The sequence below is a fragment of the Gluconobacter sp. P5B12 genome (genome assembly GCF_018812035.1).
Classification (GTDB): Bacteria; Pseudomonadota; Alphaproteobacteria; order Acetobacterales; family Acetobacteraceae; genus Gluconobacter.
Genome location: NZ_JACRVV010000002.1, coordinates 544,650 through 561,545, shown reverse-complemented (window position 1 = coordinate 561,545; position 16,896 = coordinate 544,650). Strand labels below are relative to the sequence as shown.

Here is a 16,896-nt window from a genome sequence, read left to right as displayed (position 1 = left end):
TGGCTTTTACCAATTTTTGGAGATCATCCAAAATTCTTCGGATGTCAGGGTAATCGCATTGCAGTCTTTGGTTTCAGCTGCAGCCGTGGCGAGGGCTTCGATACGCTCGATCATGAGCGTCTTACGCTGATGAGCTTCTGACTGCTCCTTGACGGTGGCAAGTGTCTGAAGGGCAGACTTTGCAGCCTTGGCAACGCGGGCTGCATCAATAGCGGCATAAGACATGATTAGTCTCCATGGTGATGGTCAAACTCGAAGTTGATCCTACCGCACCCTTGAGACCAGACCAAATAACAGCTGACCTCAGGCCAAAGAGGCTTCGTATGCTTCAAGCACGGTGTCCGTTGGACCATCCATGCGGATTTGCCCCTCTTCCATCCAGAGGATACGCATACACCACTGCTTGAGCACAGGCAGGGAATGCGATGTCACGACCAAAATTTCTGCAGCATCAACCATGCCTGCCATCCGCTCTCTGGCTTTTTCCTGAAAGCGCTGGTCTCCTGCCATAAACCATTCATCCATCAGCAGAATACGCGGACGAGGAACCGTAGCCAAAGCAAATCCAAGCCGAATGCTCATCCCGGACGAGTAGAGGCGGACTGGCAGATCAAAGAACGGTCCCAGTTCCGCAAAGGCTTCGACATCAGCCTCCAGCGCAGGAATCTGGCTCTTTGGTAACCCGATCCGACACGCAAAGAGATTGAGGTTTTCACGCCCGCTCAACTCTAGATTCATGCCTGACTGCGGATCAATGAGCGCATGACTGTCACCCTCGATATCAAGAAAACCATCAGTCGTTTCATAGATGCCAGCCAACACACGCAGAAGCGTAGTTTTTCCAGCACCATTATGGCCAATCAGGCCAACCCGTTCACCCCCATGGATCTGGAATGTCAGGCCTGACAACGCCTGCACCAGAACAGCATCAGAAGCGACTGCGCCGAGACGCATTCGTCCACCTACAGCCGAGGGCTTTGTGACGGTAGCCTTGGCACGAGCCAGCAGTGTTTTCTTCAAAGAGCGAGAAGCCCCGTGCAGCACCGGAAACGACAGAGAAAGGTTCTCAAGGCGGATATGCGTCATGTCAGATCCAGAACACCAACCGTGAACGCACACGGACGAAAGCCCATATCGCGATAACCCAGAACACAGCACTCGTCAGCAGGGCCACGAGCCAGACGCTGATCGAAGGAATATGCCCCAGCAATGGAGCGCGAACGACTTCCAGCAGAGCATAAAACGGGTTGTACAGCAGGTACCGCGCTTTCCCCGCCAACTGCTGCGGTTGCCAGATGACAGGCGTCACGTAGAACACGATCTGAAGGAGCGCCCCGATAATCGGCGGCACATCCCGGAACCTTGCGCAAAGTGCCCCCAGCAGCATGCAGGCTGCAAATCCGTCCAGCCCCCACAGCAGAAGAGACGGAAGCGCCAATAACGCCGTGAACCCCGGCCAGACATGATAGATCGCGAAAACACCAACAGGCACGATGATGTTGTGAGCGAAAACAATCGCATTACGGACCACAACCCGTATGGCCTGAAGCAGCAATGGAAGACGACTGGAGCGTATAATGCTTTCGGCATCCAGAAAACTGGTGCAGGATTCCTGAAGAAGGCTGGACAATCCCGTTTGCCAGAGCGTCAGGGACAGCGCCAGAAACGGCAGATAGACCTTCATATCCTGATGAAAGAGCCGACTGTATAGAACGCCCATGGATGCGACCATAAGGGCCGATGTAATGGTCAGCCAGAAGGGCCCCAGGGCTGATCCGCGATAACGCAGCTTAATGTCCAGCCATCCGAGCATAACGCCCAAACGCCAGAGCTTGCAGGCTCCGCGGAAATCATCCCAGGCCCGGGCAGCGGGGCTCCCCCGACGTTGGTCGAACTTCAGCACGCTCAGATCGTGCGTCGGCAACCGTTGCACCTCTGGCTCTTTCGTGGCCGGGGAAGATGAGTTCATCTGGTTCGCCTAGCCGATAGACTGTGTTCCCGCAAGCAGTCTTGCCCTTGATGATGGCGTGCTCTTCCACCATCTGTCCCTGAACACCTTCCACAGTGAAAAAGTAGGCGACAAACGTAACTCTTTCGTCATTTTTCCTAGTTTTGCCGTAATCCCTGTGTATGCTTTGAGGGTTGCGACAGTTCTTCCTTTGTCAGGTACCCTGCCCCGATGCCCAGACCCGCCGTGCCGTTCCAGACCATTCTTCGCCCGTTGACCGCTCTCCGTTCCGGTCTGGCACTTGGTCTGATCGGCCTTCTCGCGGCCTGCGCCGGCACACCAGACATGAGCTCCACCTCACAGGTTCCGGTCTCTCAGGAAGCCGCGAAGTATCGCGCTCACGCAAAATCCTACTACGCCCCGCCAGGGCCACCCAGCGATCCATGGGGGCCATACATTCAGGAAGCGTCTGCTCGGTTTGATATTCCAGAAGCGTGGATCCGGGCGGTCATGCAGCAGGAATCTGGCGGCCACCTTTACGACCATAATGGCAATTTCATCACCTCGACGCCGGGTGCCATGGGCCTGTTGCAGCTTATGCCGCCAACTTATGATGACATGCGCCAGCAATACGGCCTCGGCGACGATCCGTTTGATCCGCACGATAACATTCTCGCAGGCACGGCATATCTTCGGCAGATGTACGAGATCTACGGCTCCCCGGGATTTCTTGCCGCCTATAACGATGGTCCGGGCAGCCTCGACAGCTACCTGCGCCGCGGACGCCCCCTTCCGCGCGAGACACGCCGATATGTGGCAGCGATTGGTCCGCGCATTGCGGGCGTGACGCCTCATAACCGATCAGCCGCAGATCTTCTCGTTTCGCAGCACGATCCCAATGCCCAAATTCAGGTCGCAGAAAATACTGTCCCTACCACGCCGGCAAGTCAGTCGATCCGGGCAGCCTGGTCCCACAAGGATGCATCAGCAGACAGCTCATCTGATGATAACTCCTCTTCAGACGAGACCGTGTCCGAGACACCCGTCGCTTCTTCTGCAACGCCTGTTATCGTAGCCTCTGCCGCGCCGACGGAACCGAGCAGCGTCAGTGCGGCATGGGCAGCGCGAGGCATCACCTCCCCGGCCCCCACTGTGCAGAAAGTGGCCTATCATCCGCCGGTCGCAAACAGCATGGATACTGAACTGGCGGACAGTCAGGTCACGGCGCAGGAAATTCCGATGGGGCACCACCTGCAACCCCAGCCGATCATGGCCGTCATGCCCGCAACACGGCAGCAGTATCGACTGTCTTCGCCAGCACCGACGATGCATCACGCAACTATTGCCGCCCCGCAGGAAACGAGCGGTCCTAAAACATGGGCCATTCAGGTCGGTGCGTTTGCCAATTCGGGACAGGCCACTTCAGCCGCGTCTCAGGCTCATAGTCAGGGCGGAGCAGTTGTCGCGTCTGCGAGGACACAGGTTGCCAGTGTTAAAACAGGCAAAGGCCACCTCTATCGTGCGCGCCTGACCGGGCTGACACATGAAAATGCCCTTGCGGCCTGCCATCGTCTGTCGCACGGTTCACCGTGCGTTGTGGTTCCGCCCGGCGCTTTCTAAACCGTTACCTTCAGGGAACAGAGCACATCCTATGCGTCGCTTTCTGCCAATTTCTGCTTTCTGTGCTCTTGCCATGATTGGCACCCTCCCTAATCCAGCTCACGCTGCCCTGGAAACAGGAGCGCATGCTCCGGATTTCACTGCCAAGGCCAGTATGGCCGGACATGAGTTCAGCTATCATCTGGCCGAAGCCTTAAAAACAGGCCCGGTCGTCCTGTATTTTTACCCGGCCGCTTTTACCAAAGGCTGCACCATCGAAGCGCACGAATTCGCTGAGGCAATTCCCGAATTCAAGGCGATGGGTGCAACGGTTATCGGGATTTCCATGGACCCGATCGACAAGTTGACCCGTTTCTCCGTCAGTGAATGCCGGAGCGCATTTCCTGTTGCTGCAGATCCTGACGGGACCATCACCAATTCCTACAAGGCCAAGATGCCTCTTCTGCATATGGCCAGCCGCACCTCTTACGTGATTGCGCCGGATGGGCATGTTGCCCTCTCCTATGCATCCATGTCCCCGGATGGCCATGTCGAGCGCACACTGGCTGCCGTCAAGGCGCTTCAGGCTGCCCACTAAGTTTACCACACACCGGAATATCTTCTATGTCGCGCCCTTCCTGCTCCACACCGTTCCAGAGCGGAGGGGAGCCTGCTGACCTTTTTGGGCAGCATCATGTTGGTGATTCACGGCCACTTCGTCTTTCGGAAGACGTCATCAGTACAGCCCTCTACGACGGCCCGGGCGACTGTTACCGTTACACCTTGAAGCGCGTATGGGACGAGACGAAGCCCATGGTCATGTGGCTGATGATGAACCCGTCAGTCGCCACAGAACTCGGGGACGATCGAACGGTTGCCAAATGCCAGCGCTATGCCCGTGCATGGGGTTATGGGGGCATTTTCGTCGGCAACAGTTTTGCCTACCGCTGCACGGATCAGAAACGCCTTTTGGAAGTCGATGATCCCATTGGGCCTGACAACGACAGGCATCTTCTTGAAATGGCAAAGGCAGCTGATCTTGTCGTGCTGGCTTACGGTGCACCACAGGCAAAGGCACTTCGGCCTCGGGGCACTGCTGTGGCCCGGATGCTGGCGCACCATGGCGTGAAGGTGACCGCATTGAGATTGAGCAAGACAGGACGGCCAGAACACCCGCTTTATCTTCCGGGTGTCCTGACCCCCCAGTCATTGGATCCGGAGACCCTGACCTAATTCTTCAGGCGGGTTATTCCCCGTCTGAGCGCGGGCTCTGCTCACGGATCTGCCAGACCAGAACCAGATGATTGTCATGGTTCGGATAAACCACCTGTGGCTGGATCTGAGCGCCGAGCTTGTTTTCCCGATAGACTTTCTCGATCGCCACTTCGTCCGCAGCCAAAGCCTGATCCGAGATCGCTGCGCCATCCTGAAGGGTAGTTGCCGCTGCCAGAGCAGGCGTTGGTACTTTTCGGTTACCCTCGAAAGCAACCTTGTCCACAATCAGTCCAGCAGTGCCAGCCTCGGCAGTCCTTTGATCGTGCTCCCGCATCAGCAGCTTCACATCCACCTTGTTGGCGGAGATATGCAACTGCTCACCAAGGTCCGCCCCAACGCCACGTGACTGATACAGCGTCGCGACCTGTTTCTGTGCGTCTGCCAGCTTCGCGCGTGTGACGTTTTGGCCGTCGTGATAACCGAATGCTGCGAGAATATCCGCAGATGGAACACGCTTGTTTCCCTCCACAGACACCGAGCCCAGTTGAAGAGGGGAATCGAGAGCGGGAACAGGTGGGGGAGCGACCGGGCCTGCGGCGGGCTCGGCCAGAACCGAACCGGTCGTTAAAATCGCTCCCACGGCAAGACCCACTCCTGCACGTGTCAGCATGGAACGAGAGAACCTCATGCTGCCTCCTGTAAAAAACTAAAAATCAAGCGATTGTCTTACGCCATAATGCCTCAGGAGTTGCCCCTTATCTGGACTGTGATGGTCTTCATCCACACAATGTCACACTTCGCATCACCAGAGCCCAAACCATTTTAGTTCCCCCGTACGCATTGACAGCGGGTCGGACGGTCTGCGACACACCACCTCTCACTCCATAAATTGGAATTCATTTTCTTCGTCCCACCCTGTGGGAAAGTCTTCGAAGAAGACCGTCTTCCTGTTCGCCATCATCAGACAGAAGAGAGATTCGCTGCCTTATGGTCGTGCTGACTGATCACGCTCGCCTTTTTCGTTCCGGACATCTGCGGACCGTTTTTCTGGGACTCCTGTCCGCCACGACACTGGCATTTGCGCCAGGCCAAGCCTGGGGTCAGTCGGCCTCTCCTTCAGGTTCCACTCCAACAGCAGGCCCGTCGGCTGAACCCTCGGCAGGCAACAGCAAATCCGAACTGACATCGCACCCCATGGATACAGGGCGACGTGTTCCCATCCTGCAAAACAACATGCGCGGCGTACGCAGCGCTGGCACTCCTGACGAAGTTGAAGATCCGGGCGCGTTTTTCGCAGCCCCCATGGGATCGCAGCATTTTTTCGGAGACTGGGGCGGCATCCAGCCATGGCTTGTCAATCACGGCATTCACCTCCTCGCCGCAGTCAACGAGGAATTCGCCGGAAACGTGACAGGCGGTAAGGATCGCGCCTATTCGGACACGGGCCAAGTCGGCGTTGAAGTGGATATCGACTGGGACAAGATGGCCGGTATCAAGAACTTCTGGACGCACACCCTGATCGTCAACGGACATGGCCAGAACGTATCCCGGATGTTTGGTGATTCCATCGCACCCGTGCAGGAAATCTATGGTGCACGCGGCAACGTCGTAGCGCATCTCGTGTCGATGTATGGAGAGGCATCCTTCTACCATAACCGTATCGACATCAGCGCTGGCTGGATTCCGGTCGGTTCTTTCTTTGCTGCCTCGCCACTTTTCTGCGACTTCATGAACGTTGCCGTCTGCGGAAATCCAGCACCTAACAAATATACGGAAGGCAACCGCGACTGGCCGTCCGGAAACCTCGCGGCGATTGCTCGTGTCATGCCGACGGTCAACACATACATCATGGGTGGCCTCTTCGCCGTAAGCCCGCACGCCTACAACGGCGGCATTTCCGGCTGGTCCTGGGCACAGTCCGGATTGGGGAAGTTCTCAACGCCTGTTGAAATCGGCTGGCTTCCCCGTTTTGGGAAAAACCATCTCGTTGGTCATTACGAGCTTGGATATTCCTACGACAATTCACGCTATCTGAACCTGTACGAAGACATTCACGGGAACTCGTGGCAGCAGACTGGCCTGCCTCGCCGCTATGAAGCCGGGCGAAACAGTGCGTGGCTGATCATGGATCAGATGCTGATGCGCAACGGGCCCGGTGATACCAACGGTCTGATCCTCATGGCGGGCGCCATGTACAGTGACGGCAAGACCGTCGCCATGCGAGACCATACATGGGTCGGCATGATTGATACGGGCAAAGCGTGGGGCCGTCCGCTCGATACTGTCGGCGCCATGTGGCAGCACTTCGACATGAGCACCACGGCAGCCTTGCAGCAGGAATCCTCCAAGCAGCTCAACCTGCCGTATCAGGATAACCAGTGGGGCACAGTCTATGGCCCGCAGAGCCATGAGAACGTGTACGAACTGTTTTATAGCGCGCATGTGGCCCGTGCGATGGCGATCCAGCCCGACTTCCAGTACATCCAACGCCCCAGCGCGACGACGACATTTCGTGATGCCGCTGTGCTGGGGGTTCAGTTCACCGTCGTGCTCTGAATTAGCGACGAACCAACCACGACAAAGCGAAGCCTGAAAAGGGCTTCGCTTTTTTTATGCCCGCATCCCGCACGCAGACGCAGTCATATTAGGTTACATTGATTTATTTGAGATTAATTCTCATTACCGTATGTAGCGCACATCTTTTCCTCCAATCGAGGCTTCTTCCCGTGCGCGCACATCTGCTTTCCCGCCCCAGACCTGCTCGCCATCGCAGGCACCTGGCCTGCCTGCTGCTGGCCGGAACAACCTTTCCTGCTTTCGCCTATGCAGCAAGTCCCTTCCCGAACCAGACCCAGGTCGCTTCCGACAAGGCTGCGGCAGCTCCCAGCGTAGCCAAATCGTCCGCACCCAGCGATGAAGAAATCATCGTAAAGGCCAAGCGCCGGAACCAGATGGAAGTCACGAGTGGCGGACAGCTTGGTGCACTGGGAAACAAGAAGGGCCTGGATGTGCCCTTCAACATTCGCAGTTATTCTTCCAGCATGATCCTGAACCAGCAGTCCCAGACGCTGGGGCAGGTTCTGGAAAATGATCCGTCCGTTCGCACGACGTATGGATACGGCAACTTCTCGGAAATGTTTGTCATCCGCGGTTTTGCCGTCAATGGTGATGACGTGGCCATCAATGGTCTTTACGGCATCACGCCCCGGCAGCTTGTTTCACCCCAGCTCTACGACAGTGTTCAGGTTCTCAACGGTGCCAGCGCGTTTCTGAACGGCGCGGCACCGAGCGGATCCGCCATTGGCGGCAACATCAATCTGATGTTCAAACATGCGACGGATGCCCCCATCACGCGCCTGACGGGAGACTACACGAGCAGCGCCATGGGGGGCGGCAACATTGACGTTGGCCGTCGTTTTGGAACGGAGAAGCAGTTTGGTGTTCGCCTGAACGTGGCCGGTCAGTCCGGCGAAGACTCCATCAATAATGAATACCGGCACTCCACCGCGCTGGGAGCCGATTTTGACTGGCACAGCCGCGATAACAGCACACGCATTTCGATGGACATGAACTATCAGAATCAGGGCGTTGATGGTGGCCGCCCTGGGCTGATGCTGAGTTCATCTGTCACCAGCGTTCCGCGCCCAGTCGCCCCATCTCACAATTTCGGTCAGAAATGGGCGTATAATGACCTGAACTACATTTTTGGCATGCTGAACATTGAGCATGATCTCTCCAAAAATGTGACCCTGTATGGGGCCTTTGGTGCCCTGAACGCGAATGAGAAGGGCAACTATTCCAGTCCGACCCTAACGGATGCAGGCACCGGCGCCGCAACTGCGGGCAGCATGTATGTGCCTTACAATCAGACGAATGAGAGCACCCGCGCCGGCGTTCGTGCACACTTCCGAACGGGCTTTATCAAGCACGAAGTCAATGCCGGTGGCTCCGCGCTCTGGGAAGATTCAGCTGCGGCCTACGCCATGGCCCTGACCTCTCCGACCACCAACATTTACAAGACACCGCAGTTTGCCTCCCCGGCTCAGACTTTCGTTGGGGGTGTTTTAAACGACCCGCAGACAACAAACTGGACACGCCTGTACAGCCTGTTTTTCTCCGACACGATGTCTTTCCTAAATGGTCGCGTCGCCCTCACCGGGGGCTTCCGTTACCAGAACATGATGATCAACGGGTATAAATACAGCAGCACGGGCCGCGGTGCACTGAGCACTCCATATAATCAGGATGCCATTACACCTATTGTCGGGCTTGTCATTCACCCGACGCGTCAGACGTCCATTTACTTTAACCGGATTGAAGGCATGTCTCAGGGCGGTACCGCCCCCGCCAGCGCTCAGAATGTCGGACAGATTTTCCCACCCTATAAGTCTGCCCAATATGAAATCGGCGCCAAGTACGACATTGGTCGCTTCAGCGCTGCTCTGGCGTTTTATCAGATTTCACGCCCCAACTCTTATAATGTGCCCATCGAAGGCACGGGTTATTCCATTTACAAACAGGACGGCCTCCAACGGAACCGTGGCATCGAACTCACCGTGAATGGAGAAATCCTGCCGGGACTGAGATTCAACGGTGGCGGCACGCTGATTGATGCGGACCTGCGCCATACGGCAGGAGGCCTGCAGAATGGCAACACAGCGATCGGCGTTCCGAATTATACGATCAATGGCAATCTGGAATACGACCTCCCTTTCCTGAAGGGAGCAACCGTTGTCGGACGTGTCGTCAATACAGGCAAGCAGTGGGTCAACACTGCCAACACCCTGCATCTGCCAGTCTGGACGCGCTTTGATCTGGCAGCACGCTATACGTTCACGACGTATCACAAGCCTGTCACCCTGCGCTTTGGCGTCGATAACATCGCCAACACACGCTACTGGTCTTCGTCCTTCAATGGCTATCTGCTTGAGGGCCTGCCCAGGACATTCAAGTTCTCCTTCACGACCGATCTCTGATTTCACTTCAGACCGCAGATACAAAAAACGCGCCACCTTGATCGGGTGGCGCGTTTGTCATGTCTGGCCTTTGGCAGCCCTCAGAACGTAATGCCTGTCTCGAAATCGAGCAGCAGAGGGTTCTTGTAGCGATTTGTGCCGCCCGTACTCCAGATATACTGAGCACCGGGCCGGATCACGAGCCAGGGTGTTGGGCGCCAGCCGTAGTTCAATTCGATGGCATGCTCACCGGACGGCTTGTTGATCCCCGCTGCACCGGCAGCCTGCATCTGACGGGCCCAGATGGTCAGCTTCGGGTTCACCCACAGCATTTTCATGCCAAGACTGATGGTATCGTTCGGGCGGTTCCGGAACGTCCCTTTTCTGGTCACGCCCCAGGTGATGAAGTAAGGCGCAACTGCCGTGCGAGGATCGCCCCATGTGAAGGATCCGAAGAAAGACGTTCCACGGTTCGGATCCCCCTCATCGCGTTCCAGCATACGGTCAAACTGAAACCAGCCACCGAAACGACCGCGAACCTTCTGGGACGGTGCAGAAATCAGATACTCAGCCGGAACACCAAATGTCCCAAGCTGAGAATAAACATCTTTGACTTCAGACGTATCCCAGTACCCGCCGATCTTCACATTCGTCTGGAGCGGACCGCTGTAATCGTCCGGGCCACCCTGATGCCAGCCAATCTGGAACGGCAGATACGTTCCCGTGGCACCATGGAGGTTCATCTTCCAGCCATTGTGCGTATTGGAAATAACCGGATCGACGGAATAGGCACCAAACTGGATCAGGTAATGGTTGTTTCCGGCCGGATAGAACTTCACCCATGCTCCCGGATGAGCCGTAGGATACCAACCATAGCCTGAGTTCATCGCAATGGACTGCGGCATACCGCAGATAGCGTTGGACTCGAACTGGCAGTACTGGCTCATGCCCCAATACATGGAGGACTGCTCGAAATCATTCTCGGTGTTGATTTCACCGACTTCCGTGGAGACGTAGCGGTTCCAGGGCATTTCCCATGACAGACGCGTCAAACGGACAGTTTCACCAGACCCGAAGATCTGCTGTGGGCTATCGAGTGCCGGAAGTTTGGCACCAATACCCAGACCCTGCCGGGCTGTGCTTAGGAAGTGAAACAGGCCAAGGTTCCAACCGGTCAGTTTCTTCAGATCAAAGTCGATATTGAGGCCGAATTCATCCGCATATCGAACAGTCTTGGCCTTGCCGCCCATCGGATTTCCCGCACTGTCCTGCAGGAAGTGCCCACCGATATTAATGCCCTTCTCGGTGAGCCAGGTGCGATAGCCGCCCCAGTCACCAGTCATGGTGCTCTGCGTCAGCCAGTCATGAAAACTGGCAGGGAAAAAACGGTTTTCCGTTGTATCTGAAGGCTGCACATCAGCCAGATGCGATGGGGTCGGGGCAGGTTTGACCAGCAGAGGGGTCGGCTGGATGGATCTGGTCCGAAGGACAGGATGACCAGCACTGTTGTGCGCGCGTGGCTGACCCGGTTTCGCCTGATCGGAGGCAGAAGCCGTCTCGGCGTATGCAATCTGGACGGTGGACAGTGTCGTGCTCAAAAGACAGGCCGCCCCCAGAGCCTTCGTCAAACTGCTTTTAAACCTCTGCATCTTTTCCCGCGTCTCCTTCTCACGTCGCCTGTAACCGGAAATCATGAATGACTTTCCCATACAGGCCGATGCCGGTCCGGAATAGAGAGAGGAAGACGGTTGTTTTCGTAATGCGGCAATTCCGCCGCATCACGTCAGAACATGTCTAATCTTTTTCCTAGGTTTTCTCCCGAATTACAAAACCTTCACGTCTTTCAATTCGGCGGAAGTTTCATGTTCACAGTTATGTGTTCTCTGTCCCAACGGCGCGTCAAAGGTTCCAGGCACACCAGAATCACCACAATAACCACGGCCACTTCACACAATGTGCGGAACAAACCGGCATAAAGAGCATTTCCCGCAGAAGCTGCCATATCCGCAGGCATGGCCGCACGATTGGCGATCACACTGCCCACATACATCGCAATGCCCCATAGCAGATAAAGCGCCCCCATCATGAAACCACTCAGGCGGGCTGGCGTATAGCGGGCCACAATGGCCAGACCCAGACCATTCGTCAGCAGTTCCGCAAAAGACAGAAGCCCGTAACCCGCGACCATGATCCAAGGGGAAACCAGACCTTTCGTCCCGACAGCAGAAAGCCACCAGACTGCAAAGGCCATAGCTACCATGACGTAGCCAATCAGCATTTTCCGAGCCAGAGACAGATCCCGCCCCTGTGCGCCCAGCCGATTATACAGAACGGCCAGAAGGGGGCTGATCGCCATGATCCAGATGGGATTAAGCGCCTGAAACTGCCCGGCAGACATATGAAAAAGTGTCACGCCGCCAATACTGAAATCGCCAGAGACATCGCGCAGAGCGAACAGCGTCAGGGACGTGATCATCTGCTGATAAAAGACGAGATAGATCGTGCCTTGCAGGCACAGCATGTATGTCAGCCGCAAACCGGGACGTTCTTCTCCCGGTGCACGAACGTAAAGCACAACCCATGCCAGGAAAAGCAACGCAGCCGCGGCAAGAATACAGACCCGGGCAAGACCATCGCTGCTCATGATCCATGCGTTGAAAACAGTCAGCGCAAGCAAGCCCAGCCCGACCAGAGCAAAGCGACTGAGAGGTACACTTTCTTTTTCTACAGCACTGGCCGTATGAGCGAGCCACCCAGAACGCCACACATAGTACAACAGACCAATAACCAGCCCGACTGAACAGGTCGCGAAGGCGACAGGCGCGCCGTAATTGACCTGAAGCCAAGGCGTCAGCAGCATCGAGACAGTCGAACCGACATTGACGGACATGTAATAGAGGGTGAACGCTGCATCGAGTGCGGCATTGTCACCTTCATAAATCCGGCGAACCAGATTGCCTGCATTTGGTTTGAAGAGGCCGTTTCCTGTGGAAATCAGCGCCATGGCCAACAGTAACAATGTCGGTGATGTCAGGGACGCCGCAAGACAGGCGTAGCCTATGGCGAGGGCAATTGCCCCCATCACCATTGTTCGCCGTGTCCCGAGAACGCGATCTCCCAGCACGCCACCGAGAACAGGCGTGATGTAGGTCAGGGCGGAAAAGGCACCCAGCATCAGGTTGGCCGCAGTATCTGCCATCCGAAGCTGCTGGACCATAAACAGCGTCAGAACTGCCTGCATGCCGTAATAGCCGAACCGTTCCCACAGCTCGATTGCAAGCACGACAGTAAATGCCCGACGACGCGTCGTCGCTGGCGGTTGCCCGGAGGCCGGTGTGGAATAAGCGGTCATGAAAAGCCCGTCAGAAACAAAGACGGGCTTTATCTTAGGGCAAATGCCACTCCCCGGCGAGGATGAGGGCATGAGATCCGATCACGCTCAGCACCACGACGAAGATGATGGCGAAAATGCCACCAATAATCTGACGCCACGGCCAGTCTGGAATACGTGCTTTTGCGCGACGGATCATTCCCATGATCAGGCCTCCTGCTCAGCGAAGAAGGCTTCCAGTTCAGGAGAAACCGGCCCGATATGCACCTGCAACGTCACGAACAGGTCACCTGCGGGGTTCTTTTTGTCAGCGCCAATACCACGACCGGCAAGACGGAGAACTTTCCCGCTGTCGGAATGTTTGGGCACCTTCACCGCGACGTCTCCCTTCGGTGTTGCCACGGTCACTTTCCCGCCCAGAACAGCTGTCTTGAGATCGACATTCTGGGTCATGCGTAGATTACGACCATCGCGGACGTAACGCTTGTCTGGCGTGACAGAGATCGTCAGCAGCGCATCACCTGGAACACCCGGCTGACCATCCATGCCTGGACGACCTGGCGCGCCCTTACCCCGTACACGCAGGGTCTGTCCTTCTTCGACGCCCGGCGGAATACGAACTTCCGTATGACCGCCTTCGCCCAAAGCCAGATCCAGAGACGTCCCAAGAACGGACTGTTCAAAGGTGATGGTCACGGAAAAACGGCGGTCAGAGCCCTTTGTGGCCCGACGTCCTGCCGCACCACCGGGCTGAAAGTCCCCACTGAACCCGCCGCCACCAAACATGTCGGAGAAGAACGCGCCCAGATCTTCCTGATTGAAATTTCCCTGGAAGCCATGTGCCCCGGCTCCCGGACCGCCACCGCCGAAGCCACCGCCGCCAAACGGGCCACGCTCCTGCCCTTCGGCATCAATCTCGCCGCGGTCAAAGCGCGCACGCTTTTCCTTGTCCCCGACGATGTTATACGCCTGACCAACAGCCTTGAACCGCTCTTCCGCGTCCTTGCTGTCGGGGTTGTGGTCCGGATGGTACTGCTTGGCCAGCTTCCTGTATGCGCTGCGGATTTCCTTGTCCGTGGCCGTCTTGGAAACCCCAAGAACTGAATAAGGGTCTTTCATCTCAACTCCGCATCCTCTGCTGCGCCGTCATCCAGAAGATCAATCAGTACGGCAAGTACGACATCACGGGAAAATCCCGCGCTCACACCTTCTTCAATCAGACTGTCCAGCTTTGGTCTAAGGTAATCCTCAGCCGGGTGACCATCCTGTGCCATTGGTTTATTCCTCCATTACGTCCAGATGTGTGACGCCCGTCGCCCCGGGTCAATGACCGAGGACAAACTCCGCAACATGCGGCACGAGATCCGGGTCGAGAGGGCCAAGAAAAGGAAGACCGGGGCGGGTCATCGTTTTTCGGTCAATTGCCGGAACATCCCTCAGAGAGTGACTCGCAGAGGGCAAGTAAGCAGTCGTCGCCTGAGGATCCGCAGCCTGAAGCAAGGGAAGATCTTCTGTCGGGCTAACCTGATGGTCTTTTCCGCCCTGCACCAGCAAAACCGGCCCATGATAGGCTTTCAGGAACGCAGCAGGATCATATCGCATAACGTCAATCAGGTATCCCTGTACGTCCGCGTTGAAGAGTGGCTGCAAACCAGGGTGTAGCTGTGACGGATCCACACGATGGCCCGCTTCAAGGGCATTAATGGTGCTATCAATCTGTGGAAAAATGGTCTGCGCATGCGGATTGGCATGGAGTTGCGCCCGGATAAGTTCACCCATTGGCCGCCCTTGTGCCGACAATAGGATCAAGCCACAGATACCCTGGCTCTGGCCAGAAGCAGCAAGCACGACCAGCGCGCCCTCGCTATGGCCACCAAGCCAGACGCAGCGTGTTCCCGTTTCTTTACGAATGACAGAGATCCAGTTCTGAACGTCCGTCACGTAATCCTGGATGGTAACGTGGTTCCCGTTTTCAACGGCCCGCGCACTTCCAAACATACCACGCTTGTCAACGCGGACCGTTGAAATACCGCGTGCGGCTAACCCTTCAGCCAGTAGCCTCAGCGTTCCTGGCTTAAGACCAGACGCTGAGTCTCCATTTCTGTCTGTAGGACCAGAACCAGGAATGAGCAGAAGAACGGGTGCTGTTTTTCCGGCATCCAGAAAAGTGCCAGATAGCGGACCTTGTGGACCGGGTGCTTCAAGAGAACGCTCAGCTGCTGCCTGAGAAAGACCAGTTTCAAGAACAACAGCTATTACCAAGGCAAATGAACGCAGAAAGACAGGCATCATGGCAGGACTCCGTTCAAACTGTTCTTGCCCTGTTTCGAGCCGTTCTTGTCTTAGCGCGTAAAGGCCCGTACCAGCGCGTTTTGCTTTCCAACTTCAATCGGCAAACGCGTATCCGTGAGCTGACGACCCTGCCAGCCGGCACCCATCGCCGTGTAAAGCGAGATGGCGTCACGAAGGCGGGCCATCCGTCCCACGACTGCCTGATCCTGAGCAGAAAGTGCGGTTTGCTCCGTCGTCAGGACATTGAGATACCCGGTCAGACCAGCGCCAAACAGCTTCTGGGCACGATCACGCGCCAGACCGGAATCCGTAGCGGCCTCTTCAAGCTGCGTGACAAGTTCATTGTCATGGCGCCAGTCCCCCATTGAGTCTTCGACTTCAGCAAAGGCTTTCAGCACTGTCTTGCGATACACCAGACGGCTCGCCTCGGCTTCTGCACGAGCCTGAGCAATTTCTGCCGTGTAGCGACCGCCATGAATAATGGGCAGCGAAGCCATCATCATGAAGCTCCAGGCCATGCCACCCATCTGGAACGCCTGATAGGCAGCAGAAGCGTTCGGATTGAACGTCAGCGGGATCATGAACTTCGGATAGAGATTGGCAACCGCCACACCGACCTGAGCCATGTCAGCAGCGTAATGCGCTTCTGTTGCCCGAATATCCGGGCGGTTTGCCAAGACAATGGACGGCAGGGACGCCGGGAACGCCGGGACAGACGGCAGAGGGCGCCGCACGTCCAGCTCTTCCTCCAGCTTGCCCGGCATTTCGCCGAGCAGAATGGAAATGGCGTGGATCAGGCGCTCTTCCTGCGAATGCAGTGGAGCAAGACGCGAGCGCTCGAGATGCTCTTCTGTCTGTGCCTGCGCCACGGCCAGCGTATTGCCCAGGCCGTGCGTATAAAGTTTTTCAGTCAGTTCGCGTGAGCGCTGCGCCACATCAATGCTGTGTTCCGTGACTGCAAGCCGCTCCTGAATACCGCGCAGCGTCACATAATCTGATGCGACTTCGGACAGCAGCGACAACAGAATAGCGCGACGGTTTTCCAGTGATTCCTCAACGAGCCGCTTACGTTCCTCGACCTGACGGGAGATATGTCCGAACAGATCAATTTCCCAACTGGCGCGAGCACCATAGGTCAGAACAGAAGCCTGTGGCCGGTTTGCCGGATTTCCAGGCCGCAACGGCCAGTTATCGACATTGATGGAATACCGGTCATCGCCACCGCCCATCGCTGCATCAAGCTGGGGATACCAGGCTGCCTGAGCCTGCCGCCGGACAGCCCGCTCTGCCACGATATGCTGAGACGCAATCTGCAGGTCGTAGTTGCCCTTGATCGCAGCCTCGATCAGTTCGTTGAGCATCGGATCGTGGAACTGGGCCCACCAGTCCTTCATGTCTGCTTCGGTCCGCGCAATCTCGGCCGCCGTCACCGATTTTGGTTGCTCGACGAAGGTGTCTGGCACCTTGATCTTGTCTGGCTTGAAATTCGGCCCGACGGTGCAGGCCGTAAGTGACAGACAGGTGCTAAGAGCGAGGGTCAGAAGCTTGCGTGACAT

Annotated in this window: 16 protein-coding genes; 5 read left to right on the top strand and 11 right to left on the bottom strand. The window is 56.5% G+C overall.

Annotation, left to right across the window (positions count from 1 at the left end; translation table 11 throughout):
* Positions 1–6: 6 nt before the first annotated feature.
* The 3 genes from KP702_RS06570 to KP702_RS06560 form a co-directional block, all read right to left on the bottom strand.
* Positions 7–225, bottom strand: a complete 219-nt coding sequence (locus KP702_RS06570; RefSeq protein WP_046900802.1) for a hypothetical protein — start codon at positions 223–225, stop codon at positions 7–9.
* A gap of 78 nt (positions 226–303) precedes the next feature.
* On the bottom strand, positions 304–1,086 hold the full coding sequence (locus tag KP702_RS06565; RefSeq protein ID WP_215768670.1) for an ABC transporter ATP-binding protein: 783 nt from the start codon (positions 1,084–1,086) through the stop codon (positions 304–306).
* Between the two features lies 1 nt (position 1,087).
* Positions 1,088–1,969: an ABC transporter permease gene (locus KP702_RS06560; protein WP_202207204.1), complete on the bottom strand. Its 882-nt coding sequence runs from the start codon at positions 1,967–1,969 to the stop codon at positions 1,088–1,090.
* Between the two features lie 210 nt (positions 1,970–2,179).
* Between KP702_RS06560 and KP702_RS06555 the strand changes: the two genes are divergently transcribed.
* Genes KP702_RS06555 through KP702_RS06545 form a run of 3 tightly spaced genes read left to right on the top strand, consistent with a single transcriptional unit; the run spans position 2,180 to position 4,780 of the window.
* On the top strand, positions 2,180–3,568 hold the full coding sequence (locus tag KP702_RS06555) for a lytic transglycosylase domain-containing protein (protein WP_202207203.1): 1,389 nt from the start codon (positions 2,180–2,182) through the stop codon (positions 3,566–3,568).
* 31 nt (positions 3,569–3,599) lie between these two features.
* On the top strand, positions 3,600–4,145 hold the full coding sequence (locus KP702_RS06550; protein WP_202207202.1) for a peroxiredoxin: 546 nt from the start codon (positions 3,600–3,602) through the stop codon (positions 4,143–4,145).
* A 26-nt stretch (positions 4,146–4,171) separates the two neighbouring features.
* Positions 4,172–4,780, top strand: a complete 609-nt coding sequence (locus KP702_RS06545) for a DUF1643 domain-containing protein (protein ID WP_202207201.1) — start codon at positions 4,172–4,174, stop codon at positions 4,778–4,780.
* Between the two features lie 13 nt (positions 4,781–4,793).
* Here KP702_RS06545 and KP702_RS06540 read toward each other — a convergent pair whose 3' ends face one another.
* Positions 4,794–5,450: a POTRA domain-containing protein gene (locus KP702_RS06540; RefSeq protein WP_202207200.1), complete on the bottom strand. Its 657-nt coding sequence runs from the start codon at positions 5,448–5,450 to the stop codon at positions 4,794–4,796.
* Between the two features lie 299 nt (positions 5,451–5,749).
* Between KP702_RS06540 and KP702_RS06535 the strand changes: the two genes are divergently transcribed.
* Both KP702_RS06535 and KP702_RS06530 read left to right on the top strand, forming a co-directional pair.
* Positions 5,750–7,318, top strand: a complete 1,569-nt coding sequence (locus KP702_RS06535; protein ID WP_202207199.1) for a carbohydrate porin — start codon at positions 5,750–5,752, stop codon at positions 7,316–7,318.
* Between the two features lie 170 nt (positions 7,319–7,488).
* Complete coding sequence (locus KP702_RS06530) at positions 7,489–9,738, top strand: TonB-dependent siderophore receptor (RefSeq protein ID WP_202207198.1); 2,250 nt, start codon at positions 7,489–7,491, stop codon at positions 9,736–9,738.
* Between the two features lie 80 nt (positions 9,739–9,818).
* Here the strand turns inward: KP702_RS06530 and KP702_RS06525 are convergent, their stop codons facing one another.
* The 7 genes from KP702_RS06525 to KP702_RS06495 form a co-directional block, all read right to left on the bottom strand.
* Complete coding sequence (locus KP702_RS06525) at positions 9,819–11,366, bottom strand: carbohydrate porin (RefSeq protein ID WP_202207197.1); 1,548 nt, start codon at positions 11,364–11,366, stop codon at positions 9,819–9,821.
* 194 nt (positions 11,367–11,560) lie between these two features.
* A complete protein-coding gene (locus KP702_RS06520; protein ID WP_202207196.1) occupies positions 11,561–13,069 on the bottom strand; it encodes a peptide MFS transporter in 1,509 nt (502 codons plus the stop codon).
* Between the two features lie 34 nt (positions 13,070–13,103).
* Entirely contained in the window at positions 13,104–13,253 is a 150-nt protein-coding gene (locus KP702_RS06515) for a hypothetical protein (RefSeq protein WP_167386128.1), read from the bottom strand.
* Between the two features lie 2 nt (positions 13,254–13,255).
* Positions 13,256–14,167 (bottom strand): DnaJ C-terminal domain-containing protein, encoded by a 912-nt coding sequence (locus tag KP702_RS06510; protein ID WP_202207195.1) that lies wholly within the window; start codon positions 14,165–14,167, stop codon positions 13,256–13,258.
* Positions 14,164–14,322, bottom strand: a complete 159-nt coding sequence (locus tag KP702_RS06505) for a hypothetical protein (protein WP_202207194.1) — start codon at positions 14,320–14,322, stop codon at positions 14,164–14,166. The genes KP702_RS06510 and KP702_RS06505 overlap by 4 nt, the downstream gene beginning before the upstream one ends.
* Positions 14,323–14,371: 49 nt before the next feature.
* On the bottom strand, positions 14,372–15,340 hold the full coding sequence (locus KP702_RS06500; RefSeq protein WP_237389919.1) for an alpha/beta hydrolase: 969 nt from the start codon (positions 15,338–15,340) through the stop codon (positions 14,372–14,374).
* Positions 15,341–15,390: 50 nt separating this feature from the next.
* The gene (locus KP702_RS06495) at positions 15,391–16,896 is read right to left on the bottom strand and encodes an efflux transporter outer membrane subunit (protein WP_202207193.1); all 1,506 of its coding nucleotides are present in this window, start codon (positions 16,894–16,896) and stop codon (positions 15,391–15,393) included.

Coding starts and splice junctions, on each gene's coding strand:
- KP702_RS06570 (WP_046900802.1), bottom strand. CDS start 225: ATGTCTTATGCCGCTATTGATGCAGCCCGCGTTGCCAAGGCTGCAAAG.
- KP702_RS06565 (WP_215768670.1), bottom strand. CDS start 1,086: ATGACGCATATCCGCCTTGAGAACCTTTCTCTGTCGTTTCCGGTGCTG.
- KP702_RS06560 (WP_202207204.1), bottom strand. CDS start 1,969: ATGAACTCATCTTCCCCGGCCACGAAAGAGCCAGAGGTGCAACGGTTG.
- KP702_RS06555 (WP_202207203.1), top strand. CDS start 2,180: ATGCCCAGACCCGCCGTGCCGTTCCAGACCATTCTTCGCCCGTTGACC.
- KP702_RS06550 (WP_202207202.1), top strand. CDS start 3,600: ATGCGTCGCTTTCTGCCAATTTCTGCTTTCTGTGCTCTTGCCATGATT.
- KP702_RS06545 (WP_202207201.1), top strand. CDS start 4,172: ATGTCGCGCCCTTCCTGCTCCACACCGTTCCAGAGCGGAGGGGAGCCT.
- KP702_RS06540 (WP_202207200.1), bottom strand. CDS start 5,450: ATGAGGTTCTCTCGTTCCATGCTGACACGTGCAGGAGTGGGTCTTGCC.
- KP702_RS06535 (WP_202207199.1), top strand. CDS start 5,750: ATGGTCGTGCTGACTGATCACGCTCGCCTTTTTCGTTCCGGACATCTG.
- KP702_RS06525 (WP_202207197.1), bottom strand. CDS start 11,366: ATGCAGAGGTTTAAAAGCAGTTTGACGAAGGCTCTGGGGGCGGCCTGT.
- KP702_RS06520 (WP_202207196.1), bottom strand. CDS start 13,069: ATGACCGCTTATTCCACACCGGCCTCCGGGCAACCGCCAGCGACGACG.
- KP702_RS06515 (WP_167386128.1), bottom strand. CDS start 13,253: ATGGGAATGATCCGTCGCGCAAAAGCACGTATTCCAGACTGGCCGTGG.
- KP702_RS06510 (WP_202207195.1), bottom strand. CDS start 14,167: ATGAAAGACCCTTATTCAGTTCTTGGGGTTTCCAAGACGGCCACGGAC.
- KP702_RS06505 (WP_202207194.1), bottom strand. CDS start 14,322: ATGGCACAGGATGGTCACCCGGCTGAGGATTACCTTAGACCAAAGCTG.
- KP702_RS06500 (WP_237389919.1), bottom strand. CDS start 15,340: ATGATGCCTGTCTTTCTGCGTTCATTTGCCTTGGTAATAGCTGTTGTT.
- KP702_RS06495 (WP_202207193.1), bottom strand. CDS start 16,896: ATGTCACGCAAGCTTCTGACCCTCGCTCTTAGCACCTGTCTGTCACTT.